This is a genomic window from Pseudoalteromonas sp. PAB 2.2, from assembly GCF_001938575.1.
GTDB lineage: Bacteria > Pseudomonadota > Gammaproteobacteria > Enterobacterales > Alteromonadaceae > Pseudoalteromonas > Pseudoalteromonas lipolytica.
Window position 1 is genome coordinate 1 of sequence record NZ_LYPI01000023.1, and the last position, 13,576, is coordinate 13,576.

12 protein-coding genes and 1 pseudogene are annotated in these 13,576 nt (G+C 42.1%); 9 read left to right on the forward strand and 4 right to left on the reverse strand.

Features of this window, described 5'->3' with window-relative positions; all coding sequences use genetic code 11:
* A pseudogene (locus BWD47_RS20210) lies at positions 1-290 on the forward strand (IS4 family transposase); the annotation flags it as partial.
* Between the two features lie 49 nt (positions 291-339).
* Here BWD47_RS20210 and mutM read toward each other — a convergent pair.
* Both mutM and BWD47_RS18305 read right to left on the reverse strand, forming a co-directional pair.
* The gene (gene mutM, locus BWD47_RS18300; protein ID WP_075594451.1) at positions 340-1,149 is read right to left on the reverse strand and encodes a bifunctional DNA-formamidopyrimidine glycosylase/DNA-(apurinic or apyrimidinic site) lyase; all 810 of its coding nucleotides are present in this window, start codon (positions 1,147-1,149) and stop codon (positions 340-342) included.
* A complete protein-coding gene (locus BWD47_RS18305) occupies positions 1,142-1,651 on the reverse strand; it encodes a hypothetical protein (protein ID WP_075594452.1) in 510 nt (169 codons plus the stop codon). Before BWD47_RS18305 ends, mutM begins: the two co-directional genes overlap by 8 nt.
* Positions 1,652-1,802: 151 nt before the next feature.
* Between BWD47_RS18305 and BWD47_RS18310 the strand changes: the two genes are divergently transcribed.
* The gene (locus BWD47_RS18310) at positions 1,803-2,729 is read left to right on the forward strand and encodes a manganese-dependent inorganic pyrophosphatase (RefSeq protein ID WP_036971127.1); all 927 of its coding nucleotides are present in this window, start codon (positions 1,803-1,805) and stop codon (positions 2,727-2,729) included.
* A gap of 75 nt (positions 2,730-2,804) precedes the next feature.
* Here BWD47_RS18310 and rlmB read toward each other — a convergent pair whose 3' ends face one another.
* Both rlmB and rnr read right to left on the reverse strand, forming a co-directional pair.
* The gene (gene rlmB / locus BWD47_RS18315; protein ID WP_075594453.1) at positions 2,805-3,551 is read right to left on the reverse strand and encodes a 23S rRNA (guanosine(2251)-2'-O)-methyltransferase RlmB; all 747 of its coding nucleotides are present in this window, start codon (positions 3,549-3,551) and stop codon (positions 2,805-2,807) included.
* 14 nt (positions 3,552-3,565) lie between these two features.
* Positions 3,566-6,031 (reverse strand): ribonuclease R, encoded by a 2,466-nt coding sequence (gene rnr, locus BWD47_RS18320; RefSeq protein WP_075594454.1) that lies wholly within the window; start codon positions 6,029-6,031, stop codon positions 3,566-3,568.
* Positions 6,032-6,212: 181 nt separating this feature from the next.
* On the opposite strand from rnr, the gene BWD47_RS18325 reads away from it, so the two are divergent.
* From BWD47_RS18325 to queG, 7 genes are all read left to right on the forward strand, one after another.
* Complete coding sequence (locus BWD47_RS18325; RefSeq protein ID WP_256719435.1) at positions 6,213-7,061, forward strand: DUF350 domain-containing protein; 849 nt, start codon at positions 6,213-6,215, stop codon at positions 7,059-7,061.
* Between the two features lie 16 nt (positions 7,062-7,077).
* A complete protein-coding gene (locus BWD47_RS18330) occupies positions 7,078-7,896 on the forward strand; it encodes a hypothetical protein (RefSeq protein ID WP_075594455.1) in 819 nt (272 codons plus the stop codon).
* Complete coding sequence (locus tag BWD47_RS18335; RefSeq protein WP_256719436.1) at positions 7,886-9,412, forward strand: polyamine aminopropyltransferase; 1,527 nt, start codon at positions 7,886-7,888, stop codon at positions 9,410-9,412. The genes BWD47_RS18330 and BWD47_RS18335 overlap by 11 nt, the downstream gene beginning before the upstream one ends.
* Before the next feature lie 86 nt (positions 9,413-9,498).
* Positions 9,499-10,365: a DMT family transporter gene (locus BWD47_RS18340; RefSeq protein ID WP_075594457.1), complete on the forward strand. Its 867-nt coding sequence runs from the start codon at positions 9,499-9,501 to the stop codon at positions 10,363-10,365.
* Positions 10,362-11,060, forward strand: a complete 699-nt coding sequence (locus tag BWD47_RS18345; protein ID WP_065978148.1) for a glycerophosphodiester phosphodiesterase family protein — start codon at positions 10,362-10,364, stop codon at positions 11,058-11,060. The genes BWD47_RS18340 and BWD47_RS18345 overlap by 4 nt, the downstream gene beginning before the upstream one ends.
* An 87-nt stretch (positions 11,061-11,147) precedes the next feature.
* Positions 11,148-12,365, forward strand: coding sequence for a methyl-accepting chemotaxis protein (locus tag BWD47_RS18350; RefSeq protein ID WP_075594475.1), 1,218 nt, complete (start codon positions 11,148-11,150; stop codon positions 12,363-12,365).
* 59 nt (positions 12,366-12,424) lie between these two features.
* Positions 12,425-13,576, forward strand: coding sequence for a tRNA epoxyqueuosine(34) reductase QueG (queG, locus tag BWD47_RS18355; protein WP_206770709.1), 1,152 nt, complete (start codon positions 12,425-12,427; stop codon positions 13,574-13,576).

The following is a 13,576-nucleotide window of genomic DNA, read 5'->3' on the forward strand; positions in this document are numbered from 1 at the left end:
TACTCGCTTACAACTTAATACGTATAATCATGCTTGATGCAACTAAAGAAGAAGATATCTTGCCTACTCAATTAAGCTTTAGCCAATCTATGCGGCAGGTAATCGCTTTCTTCATGTTTACGCCAATACATAGTGCAAGTAAGTTACCTGTTCATTATGATGAGTTACTGAAAACACTTAGGTTGTTTATCTTACCCGATAGGCTACCAGACAGGCATTATCCAAGGGTGATAAGAAGGAAACCAAATAAGTATCCTTACAAAAGAAAATGCCAGTCAGCTCTTAACTGACTGGCATTACGCCAACGGGCGTGCTTTTTACTGCCTTATTAATACACGCTTATTTTTGGCAATTTGCACAAAACACGGTACTTCTTTGGCCTAATCTAATTTCTTTTAACGGCTCTTTACAGGTAACGCACGGCTCACCTTTGCGGCCATACACCAATAATTGCTGAGCAAAATAACCCGGTTTACCATCACTTTGCGCAAAATCTTTTAACGTCGTGCCGCCTTGAGTAATCGCCGCAGCTAGTGTGTCTTTAATTATAGGCACTAATTGTTGATAACGTTTTAAGGATACCTTTCCCGCTTCACGTTTGGGGTGGATCCCCGCTTTAAATAGCGACTCATTGGCGTAGATATTCCCCACACCAACAACCACGGCATTATCCATAATAAATTGCTTAACCGGTACTTTCTTGTTTCTTGATTGCTCGTAAACACGCTCAGCAAAAAAATCATCAGTAAGAGGTTCTGGGCCTAGCTTGGTCAGTAAAGCATGGCATTCGCCAGGTGCTTGCCATAAACATGCCCCAAAGCGGCGCGCATCATTTAGCCTAAGCGCTTTTCCAGACTCTAAAACAAACTCGATATGGTCATGTTTTTTAAGTGGTTCATCGGCATTCACAACGCGTAAATTGCCTGACATTCCCAAATGTAATATGACACTTCCACGCTCACAACCCAGTAATAAATACTTTGCTCTACGTTCAATCGAGGTAACTTTAAGACCTTGTAACTGATATACATCATCAGGCACTGGCCAGCGCATGCTGGCATTATGAATATTCACTTTAGTCACTACGTGGTCGAGCACATGCGGAGTAATCCCCAACCGACTTACTTCAACTTCTGGTAATTCAGGCATCTGTCATTCTCTTAAACGGATATAACGGAAATAACTGAGCGGCATCGGCGTGTTCAAGCGCAAATACACGCTGTAACCGCTTATCGAGTAGGTAGTAATTTCCTTCAATGGTATAAAGTTGATACACCGCAGGTAATTGCTCACCCGCTAACCACACTGAAGCAACATAGTTCGCTGATGTCTTCGAAAGCTTACTTACAGGTATACTTGCAAGATTGAGCTGTTGATGCTGCCACAGCTCAACTAATTGCTCTAACGCTTGTTCATCCCCGTGCCATGTTGTTTCTTGTAAGGTTTGACTACGCCAAGAAGTGCCAATTCGCTCAATTTTAAGTTCGGGAAATGCCATCGCCAAAATAAAACTTTGTTCAGGTAGCAGCGCGTGCATGCCGTCCTCTGCAGGTTGAGTATTGAGCTTTTTATGTAAACCATTGAAGAAAAAAATCATCAATAGCATTGAAATAATGACCACATTATTCCACGCTTTTCTGCTCAATCGCATGTGTATCTTCCTCTACTTTCAATACGTTAAAGTGTAACTAAAATTCTGGTTAATTGGCAGTTGTAATTGATCAACAAAATTTCATGTCTGTTATGTATCAATCTGTAGAGACTTTGCTAAAATATCTGCCAAATTTAAAGGAGTTCCGTCAATGTCAATGTATGTAGTGGGCCATAAGATCCCTGATTCAGATTCAATTTGCGGTGCAATTGCGCTTGCTTACTTAAAAAACCAAATCAATGAACCGGCCATTCCAACGCGTTTAGGTGAAATATCACCTGAAACACAATTTATCTTAGATAAATTTGGCTTCGAAGCACCTGAGCTTAAACTTAGCTACGCAGGTGAAGACGTTTATATCGTTGACCATACAGAAAAAACACAAGCACCTGATGACATCGATGAAGCACGCGTTGTAGGTGTAGTCGATCACCACAAATTAGGCGACTTAACATCATCAACACCTCTTGAGTGTTGGATTCGTCCGGTGGGTTGCTCAAATACCATTATTAAAATGATGTATGATTTTTACAATGTAGAAATCCCGAAAGACATCGCGGGCATCATGTTATGCGCTATTTTAAGCGACACCGTTATCTTTAAATCACCAACATGCACCACTGCTGATATTAAGTGTGTTGAAGCACTTGCTGACATTGCCGGTATCGAAGATTTCAAAGAACTTGGCATGGAAATGTTCAAAGTAAAATCTGCAGTAGAAGGCACGCCAGCTCGCGACCTAGTTATGCGTGATTTTAAAGACTTCAACATGAACGGCAAGCTAGTCGGTATTGGTCAACTAGAAGTCATTGACCTTGCTGTTTTTGATGAGATCAAAGCAGACCTTGAAGCTGACATCGTGAAGCTAAAAGAAGAAGGCGGCCGTCACTCAGTATTACTACTATTAACAGATATCATGAAAGAAGGCTCACAGATGCTGATAAGCTCTGATGACGTTGCTGTTATTGAAGCGGCATATGATGTTAAATCTGAGAATGGCAAAGTATGGTTAGATGGTGTATTAAGCCGTAAAAAGCAAGTTGTACCGCCACTACAAGACGCATTCGCAAAAATCTAATTGTCATTCGCGGTGCCGAATATAGATATGCAAAAGCCGATATTATATCGGCTTTTTTATTGTCGAACGCAAAGATTAAAGCTGCGTCGCATTACGCTGACGTAATACCTCAAATAAGCAAATACCGGTCGCAACCGATACATTTAAACTTGATACCGTGCCTGCCATGGGTATTTTAACGAGTAGGTCGCAGTGCTCGCGAGTTAGACGACGCATACCGTCACCTTCGGCTCCCATCACTATGGCCATTGGGCCTGTTAAGTTAGCATCAAATAATTCGGTGTCAGTTTCACCCGCTGTGCCAACAACCCACACACCTGCGTCTTTAATTTCACGTAATGTGCGTGCAAGGTTTGTCACTTGTACTAAAGGCACTGTTTCCGCGGCACCACAGGCTACCTTACGTGCTGTGCCATTAAGCTTTGCAGACTTATCTTTAGGCACAATAATCGCGTGTACGCCTGCTGCATCCGCACTGCGTAAACACGCACCTAAATTATGCGGATCGGTTATGCCATCTAACACTAACAAGAAAGGCGTATCTTCGCGGGCAATGATTTCGTCGAGATCTTTTTCATTGTACATTCGCGCTGCTTTCACGTTAGCAATGATCCCTTGGTGCTGTTCACCATTGGCTTTGTTATCAAGTGCTTTGCGCTGCATAAATTGCACTGAAATACCGAACTTACGAGCTTCATCAATAATCGGGTTTAAACGCTTATCTTCACGCCCTTTTAGCGCATAAATTTCTAAAAAGCGCTCAGGCTCTTTTGCTAAAATAGCTTCAACAGAGTGAAAACCAAAAATTAATTCATTACTCACGTATTATTTGCTCCTCAGCTAGTACGTTTTCGGGCGTTCTTGCCCGGTCTTTTTGCCTTTTTGGTGGCTTTTTTCTTGCTCTTCTTCTTACCTGCTTTTACAACATCCGCTTGTTTGCTGTTAGGTTTTTTACGCCCTTTTGCATGAGAAGACTTGCCACGCTTTGCATTATCTTTCTCTGAAGATTTAGGGTCTGAGCGACTATCATCCCCTTTTTTGCCAGGGATTTTCCCCGCTTTTAACTGCGCACGAATACTCGGTTTTGCAGGTGCACTTTGCGCACGGCGTCGCGCATAGCGGTCTTGCGGCACATCACCAGCAAACACTAAATTAATTCGACGCTCATCTAAGCTGACAGACGATACCTGAACCGTCACTTTATCGCCTAAGCGATGAACCGTATGAGTTTGCTCACCAATGAGACAGTGTTTTGCATTGTCATAATGGAAGTATTCATTGCCAAGGTTCGTTACGTGGATCATGCCATCTATTTGTAAGTCGTCTATGCGAACAAATAAACCAAAGTTAGTGACCGATGAAATAACCCCGCCAAATTCATCGCCAACATGGTCTTGCATAAACTCACATTTAAGCCAATCGGCGACTTCACGGGTCGCATCATCTGCGCGACGTTCAGTGGTTGAACATTGCTCGCCTAAAATATCAACTTCATCATTACTGTAAGCATACTCGCCCGACGTTTGTTGGCCTTGTGCTTTTAAAACAGCTTTAATCGCACGGTGCACAACTAAATCAGGGTAACGGCGAATTGGCGATGTAAAATGCGCGTAAGCAGGCAACGCCAAACCAAAGTGCCCAATGTTGTCTGGTTGATACACAGCCTGTTTCATCGAACGTAATAACATGGTTTGAATTAACTCGGCTTCAGGACGGTCACCTAGTTTTGCAAGTACATGTGTTATTTCTTTTGGTGTTGGCTCATCTGACAATGTTGACTCAATGCCCAGTTCAGATAAAAAGTTTCTGAAGAAACCAAGCTTTTCAGCATCAGGTTCATCATGCACACGATAAAGTGCACTGGCCTCATGTTTTTCTAATAAACGAGCTGCCGATACATTCGCCAAAATCATGCATTCTTCAATGAGCTTATGCGCATCATTACGCACCACAGGAACGATTGATTCAATTTTTCGGTGAGCATCAAACACAAAACGCGTTTCTAGCGTTTCAAACTCAATTGCACCACGCTCTTGGCGAGCTGCTTTCAGTGCCATGTACATTTGATGTAAATCAGTTAAATGCGGCACCATTGGCGCGTATTCTTCGCACAGCCTTTCATCACCTTGCAAAATTGCATGCACTTTAGTGTAAGTAAAACGGGCATGTGAATTCATCACCGCTTCGTAAAACTTATAATTCTCTAAGGTGCCCTGCTCAGATACGGTCATCTCGGCAACCATACATAAGCGATCAACATTGGGGTTTAATGAACACAAACCATTTGACAACACCTTCGGCAACATGGGGATCACTTGCTCAGGAAAGTACACTGAATTACCGCGTTCTATCGCTTCTTTATTCAGTGGCGTGTTCATACCAACATAATGTGATACATCAGCAATCGCGACCCATAAACGCCAACCACCTGATGGTTTTCGCTCACAGTAAACGGCGTCATCAAAGTCTCGTGCATCTTCACCATCAATTGTTACTAATGGTAAATCACGTAAATCGACTCGGCCTTGCTTTGCTTGCTCATCAACAAATTCACCTAAATGGGCAACTTGCTTTTCAACGGCTTCAGGCCATACATGCGGAATATCATGGTTTCGAAGTGCTACTTCAATTTCCATACCGGGGGCTAAATGCTCACCCAATACTTCCGTTACTTTACCCACTGCATTCATGTGACGACTTGGGTTTTGCGTGATCTGAACTTGAACCATTTGATTATGGCGCGCGCCATTCTCACTGCCAGGCAGTATCATAATATCTTGCGTGATTCGCGGGTCTTCGGCAACAACCACCGCAATGCCATGCTCAACAAAATAACGACCAACAATCGGGGCGCGCTCATTCGTTAACACTTTAATGATACGCGCGTCGCATTTACCACTGCCGCCTTTGCGATTGCCTTTAGCAAGCACAATGTCGCCATGCAGCACCATGTTCATCTGGTGTTTTGCGATAAACCAATCTTTATTTTCGCCTTCAACTTCTAAAAAGCCGAACCCATCACGATGGCCAACTACTTTGCCTTTCACAAGGCCTGATTCATCAATCAACGCGTAGCATTTAAATTTATTGAAATACAACTGACCGTCACGCTCCATAGCGCGCAAACGACGTTTAAACGCAATTTGGCGTTCAGTGTCATCCACGTGTAATTCGTCACAAAGTTGTGTGAAGTTTGCTGGTTTAGCGCGAGATTCTAAGTGAGTAAGTATAAACTCACGGCTAGGGACTGGGTTTTCGTACTTTTCTTGTTCTCGACTGAAATTGGGATCCTGTTTTGTCATTCACTATCTTGTTAGTTGGTTATGTTGTTATTTTAACCCATAACCACGCAATGAGACAGGCAAATGCTATGAAACTTTTAAGAAATTAACTAAATATGCCAAAAATAACACGTTGATATTCTTCGCAGTAAAGAGTCTGTGGTAATATTTTCTGAAAATAACAACAACCTAACAAATTTATATGGATATTAATTTAACCCACTACCTTGCAGCAATGGCGTACAACAGCGCATACATCGCTCTTTTTATCGCGATAATTGCACTCGCTAAGCTGTCGTATAACTTAGCAACCCCCTACAACACCACAAATCAGTTAACAGATAATGCCAATACAGCATTAGGTTTATCAATTGGTGGCTATTTGGGCGCTATTACGATTATTTATGGGTTTGTACTAGCTGGACCAAGCATAGGTCTACTGACCGACTTAATTAATGTATCGCTGTATAGTGTACTCGGCATGGTGTTATTAACATGCTCACGCTTTCTAAATGATAAGTTACTGCTGCGTTTATTCTGCAACCAAGAACAGTTAATTAATCGACAAAATGAAGCCGTTGGCTTAGTACAAGCTGCTAATTACATGGCTGCAGCCTTAATCATTGGTGGCGCTTTAACGGGTGAAGGGATGTGGTTATCAGCCATTGTATTTTACGCACTCGGACAGCTTTTGCTGATCATGTTTGCTAAAGGCTATGATCACCTCACTGCTTTTGACCTGCATGAACAGCTTGAAAAAGGCAATAAAGCTGTAGCGATGAGCTTCTCAGGCACCATGTTAGCGTTAGCAATCATTCTGTGCCATGCCCTGCTTGGTGGCTTTCATACTTGGCAACAAAGTCTTAGTTTATTTTTTATTGATGCGTTGTTTGGCTTCTTAATCTTGCCGATCGTACGTTACTTGGTTGATAAAATTATCTTCAGTAAAATCTCTCTTGACCAAGCTATGCATGACAATAATACCGCTGTTGCCGTTATCGAAAGCAGCATCGCAATAAGTGTTGCAGTGATTATCACGATCGCTATTTAAGCTTATTGGAGTAAGGATGAGCATCTATAAGCTTTTTACTATCGCGTCGATTGCTTTTTTAAGCTGTTTTTTGATACGCGCAGACCTTCAAGAGCCTCTGCAAAATGGCCAATATGGCAACTTCAAAGAATATGATGGCCAAGATAAGCCCTATTTATTTAATGTTCCTGAAGATGGCCAAATGATGCGTTTCGAGATCAAAGGCCGCTTACCTTTGAACTCATGGAAAGCCATCGATATTGAAATTTTTGATCCTGAAGGTAATTACCTATTCAGTTATTCTGATGAACTATGGGCTGAAACGGGTCGAGATTCAGAAGGTAAATGGACCGAGTACCGAGAGAAAGTTCATCACGAGGTGCATTTTCCTAAGAAAGGCCAATACAGTGCTTATGTTAGTAGCAGTTTTGGCCCAAACACACGTGCAGAGCATTTTAGTTATTCGTTTCGCATCATTCCGATTAAAGGCAATAGCAACATATTATTACCCTTTATGTGGCTATCAGGAATAGTAGCGGGCATGTGCATTTTTGTGGTTCTACATCGCTTTGAAGCAGAGCGTGAAGGCTCTGATATTACATATAAGCCAATTAATAAATTAAACCCCGAAGCCATAAAAGCCATGGAAACCCGTGTCGCCGTTTGGCCTATCGTGCTGCTTTTTTTCACCCCCATTGGTCTTGCCTCTATGTATGCTTACAGCAAAAATAATGATGAACGTGATTGGCTTATGTATTCTCTTTATCACAGCAACATCACGGTAGATAAACAATTACGAGAACAGAGTATTGGCAGCCCAGGTTTTCGCTCTCGAGGCGGTTCTGGTGGAAAGTAAAACAATCCGTGAAAGCCATATTTTACTGTTTAGTATTTTTGTTGCGGGTCTGTGCTCTATTATTTATGAGCTATTAATTGCCACAACAGGGGCTTATTTTTTGGGTGACAGCATCACCCAATTTTCTCTCACTATCGGCGTTTATATGGCGGCGATGGGCATCGGGTCGTATTTTTCGCGCTTTGTCCCTGATAACCCCTTATTGGTGTATTTTATAGCCTTTGAACTAGTGCTCGCATTGTTAGGCGGGCTTAGTGTTCCCCTTCTCTACTTTGCTTACGCATACTCTTTGCCGTTACAGGCAATCAGTGTCATATTAACCACATTAATCGGGGTGTTAATTGGTTTAGAAATTCCGCTTTTAAGCCGTTTGATGGAAAAGCACTACGCGTTAAAAGCCAATCTTGCCAATGTATTATCAATAGACTACTTTGGCGCCCTACTGGCGACCTTGTTATTTCCTTTTCTATTTTTGCCGTGGTTAGGTGTATTTAAAACGTCACTTAGCTTTGGCTTAATGAATCTCAGTATTGCACTGTTATTACTGTGGTATTTTGTAGACCATATAAGCCGCAACCGACGGAAAATACTCAGACTAACGCTTGTATTAGTCAGCGCAGTATTAGGATTGAGTTTATATGCCAGTCAACAACTCACACATCATTGGCAGAGCCAAATTTATGATGATCGCGTGGTTCACTCAGCACAAACGCCCTATCAGCAAATCGTTCTAACGCGCCACAAAGATGACATTCGCCTCTATTTGAATGGCGGTTTACAATTTTCTTCGATAGATGAATACCGTTATCACGAAGCGCTTATTCACCCAGCGATGGTGAGGCACGGTAATGCAAAACGCATTTTAATTTTAGGGGGCGGTGATGGTCTTGCTGCCAGAGAGCTGCTTAAATACCCACAACTAGAATCCATTACCCTTGTTGATTTAGACCCTAGCGTCGCAGAGCTTGCTCGATCTAACTACAATCTTACAGAGCTTAATCAACACTCGCTCAGTAACCCTAAAGTCACGGTGGTTCATCAGGATGCATATGTATTTATAGAACAAGATAAAACGTTGTTTGATATTGTTTTTATTGATTTGCCAGATCCTAAAGCAATCAATTTAGCTCGATTATATAGCCAACAATTTTACCAACGAGTAAAACGTCGCTTACCCGACAATGGAATCGTCGTAACGCAAGCTACCAGCCCGTTTTTCGCAAAACGCGCATTCTGGTCAATTAATAATACGATGAGTGCAGCAGGCTTTGCCCATACTTTGCCTTATCACTTGAACGTTCCTTCATTTGGTGAGTGGGGGTTTGTTATGGCATGTAAACTTCAATGTGCTAATCATCAAACACTCAATGTAGATACTCGTTACTATCGGCCAGAAAATGATGCACAGCTATTTATTTTTACGCCAGATATCAGTGCAAATAACGAAAAAGTCTCGACCCTCGATGAGCCCAATGTGCTGCACTATTATTTAAAAGGCTGGAAACACTGGAACTAAACCAATGGATTAGCCCATAGGATGGTTTACAAAGCAAAGGATTACCGTTAAAAAGAGAGTTAAGTATAATAATAACAAGGGTCGCAATGCAGGCGCACAAACAAAGTCTTATGTACTTACACATTGCAGTGTTGCTATTTGGTGGAACTGCGTTGTTTGCCAAGCTCATTAACTTAAGTGCATTAGACATTACCGTATACAGAACAGGTATTGCCGGTTGTGCCTTATTGATCTTACTTTCTATCCAAAAAAAGGCGATTAAACTCCACTCTCGCCGTGATTATCTTATTGCTCTATTACTCGGGGTGACAGTCGGTATTCATTGGTTAACCTACTTTGCAGGAATGCAATTAGCCGGTATTGCTGTTGGCATGATTGCCTTTTTTACTTACCCCGTGATCACTGTATTTTTAGAGCCTCTTTTTCATGGTCGTAAACCGCAACTGAAAGATATTATTAGCGCTGTAGTGGTGATGTTCGGTATTTACTTACTCATCCCAGATGCAAGCCTTGGGAATGATGTTACGCTTGGCATTGCGATCGGTATTTTATCAGCCTTCTTTTTTGCTTTTAGAAATATTATTCATAAGCGTTACTTTAGCCAATACGGTGGCCCACAGACCATGCTTTATCAAACGTGGATTGCCTGTATTATGCTGTGCACCTTCCTTGAAGTACCGCCATTACAAGTTGATACAATTAATTGGCTGCTATTGATCACCGCTGGGGTTATTTTTACAGCAGCGCCGCATTCACTTTTTGCTGCAAGTTTACAACACTTATCAGCCTCAACGGCTGGATTAATTTCTTGCTTGCAACCGCTATACGGCACGTTTTTGGCTTTTTTAATTTTGCATGAGCAACCAACAATAAGCACAATTATGGGGGGCGTTTTGGTTATAAGCGCCGCTTTTTATGAAACATGGTCAGTGACTCGGAAACACACGCAATGATAAAAGTATTCGCTCACAGAGGTGCCAGTGGTACCTACCCAGAAAATACCAAAAGTGCCATATTAGCCGCTGTAGATTTGGCTGTTGACGGTATTGAAATCGACGTACAAAGCTGCCTTGATGATTATATGATTATTCATGACACATGGCTTGACCGGACCACATCAGGTCGCGGTAAAGTGAATGCCTGCAGCAAAGCCCAAATTCAACAGTTCGATGCAGGTAATGGCGAAATAGTGCCAACGCTACAGCAAGCGATTGATTGGGTTAATGATAAAACACTGCTCAATTTAGAACTCAAACATACCTTTTCACTTGATAAGTTTGTAGAGCTTATTGAATCAAACATTAGCACTGGAAAGTTATCAAGAGATAATCTTTTAGTCTCATCCTTTGATCATCATCAACTCATGTGGCTCAAGCAAAAGTTACCCTGGGTGAAGATTGGCGCGTTAACCGCATCAATTCCTATCAATTACAGTGAGTTTGCGCAAAAGCTGCATGCCTACAGCATTCATATTGATAAAAACTTTATAAACCATGAGTTTGTTGCCGATGCCAAACAACGTGGACTTAAAGTCTATGCGTATACGGTCGATAAGGTAGAAGATATCGAGTTAATGCTTGATTATGGCGTGGATGGAATTTTTACTAATTTCCCATGCCATACACAAATGACACTGCAGTCGCTGTGACTCAAAAAGAATAAGCTATACTGTGTCGAATAACGTGGAATTAAATAAGACTAAGAAACGCCCGACATGAATCAACATAACACCTCAATGAGTAGCTATATGCGCATTTATAATTTTATCGAACAAACTTTCTTTTACACCTTAACGCGTAAAATTGTCGGTAACTTGGGGTTTGTGTTTGCCTTTCAGGTCATTACTTTAATTTGGCTTTACAGTAGCTTATCTGAACAGCAAGCAAGCACAGGGCTATTCTGGCTCATGACACTCGTTATTGTTGGCAGTTTTATTTTCACACTTTTTTATATGCGTTTTTTAATTGTGCGGCCCGTACAGGCTATGCGCGATACTTTAGCGCAAATTAATCGTCATGATGCTGACTTATCGGCAAAACTCCCACACTTTACCTTTGATGAATTTCGCGATTTAAGCGAGCAATACAATACTTTTACATCTCATCTAAGCCAGCTACTGGCCACCACATACCAAAGTGCGCAAGCCAGTGCCGATAGTAGTTCAAAAATGACAGAATCGATGCAGCAAACAGCGAAGCTTAGCCATCAACAAATTACGTTTAGCCATACAATTACCGATGCAAGTAATCAAATTACGACAAGTTTAGAGCATATCTCTGCAAACACCGACAGTGTTCATACGGTTAACAGTGAGCATCTAAGTTTTGTACAACATTCAGCTGCGGAACTATCTACTCTGGTAAAAAAAGTGGCCATGATCAGCCAAATTCTTGGCAACTTTTCTGCGACCGTGTCGGGGTTAAAAGAAAACAGTGAAAATATTCGTGCTATTTTAAAAATGGTTGAAGAGTTTTCTGATCAAACAAATTTGTTAGCCTTAAATGCCGCCATTGAAGCTGCACGTGCCGGTGAAGCTGGCCGAGGGTTTGCGGTTGTTGCTGATGAGGTTAGAACTCTTTCTGTAAAAGTGAACGATGCAACCCGTCAAATTAGCGACTTTATTAATCAAATGAATAGCTTGGTAAACGAAACAAATAAAGAGTCTGAGTTATTAATTAGCCATTCAAGTGAAGCTGAAACAGCCATTAGCAATACCTCGGCAGGGTTTAGCAACATGCTGAATGAGTTTGAGCAAAATCAACAGCAGCTGCAACAGATTGTTAGTGCTGTTCATTTACTAGAACAAACACAAACTCAAACACACCAAAGTGTCGAGCAAATTGTGGCGTTAGGTGAGCAAGCGAAACAGCAAATAGATGAATCCCTTGCTGATTGTGAGCAATCACATTTACTTAGCCAACAAACCCAACAACAGCTAAAACGGTTTGTTTAATGGGCGTTGAAACGCTTTTAATTCTAAGCTTTCTTTAACTATGATAAAGTAGCCATTCCTTGGCTACTTTTTTATTCACCGTGACAACACCTATCGATTACCAGCAACTCGCGCAGCAAATTAAGCAATGGGGTAAAGACCTTGGTTTTGCAGAAGTCGGGATCACCGATATTGATCTCACTCAGCACGAAGCCCAGCTTCAACGTTGGTTAGATTTGGGTTACCACGGCGACATGGAATACATGGCTGCGCATGGGATGAAACGTGCCCGTCCAGCAGAATTAGTGCCGGGTACTCAGCGTGTTATCTCGGTTAAAATGAACTACCTTCCACCCGATGCCAGTTTTGCTAAAAACCTCAAGCAAACCGAAAAAGCGTACATAAGTCGCTATGCGCTAGGTCGCGACTACCATAAGCTCATTCGTAATCGCCTCAAAAAATTAGGCCAAAAAATAGAACAACAAGTAGGTCAGCTAGGATTTCGCCCATTTGTGGACTCTGCGCCAGTCCTTGAACGGCAATTAGCAGAAAAAGCAGGGTTAGGCTGGCGTGGAAAACACAGCCTTCTGATAAATAAAGAAGCGGGGTCGTGGTTTTTCTTAGGCGAGTTATTTGTTGATATTCCACTGCCTATCGATAACGAAAATACCTTTGAAGGCTGTGGCAAATGTGTGGCGTGTATGACTCTGTGCCCGACAGGTGCGATTGTTGAGCCGTATGTAGTCGATGCCCGTAAATGTATCTCTTATCTCACGATTGAGCTGCAAGGCCCTATTCCTGAAGAGTACCGTTCATTACTTGGTAACCGAGTGTATGGCTGCGATGACTGTCAACTCGTGTGTCCGTGGAATCGTTATGGACAAATAACCGATGAAGCCGACTTCCATCCTCGAACGCAATTAAAAGATCAAGACTTACTCACACTCTTTGCATGGGATGAAGCTACATTCCTAAAAAACACTGAAGGCAGCCCGATTCGTCGTATTGGCCATGAGCGTTGGCAAAGAAATCTAGCGGTTGGACTTGGTAATGCTGACTATAGCGACACAATTATTATCGCGCTTAAAAAGGCGCTTCAAAGTGCAACGCCACTGGTCGCAGAGCACATAGAGTGGGCGCTTTCACAACAACAGAACAAGCGTCAGCTTAAATTACGTAAAACCGCACGTTTGATTCGTATTGTTGAAAAAGGCTTACCACGAGATGCTTAA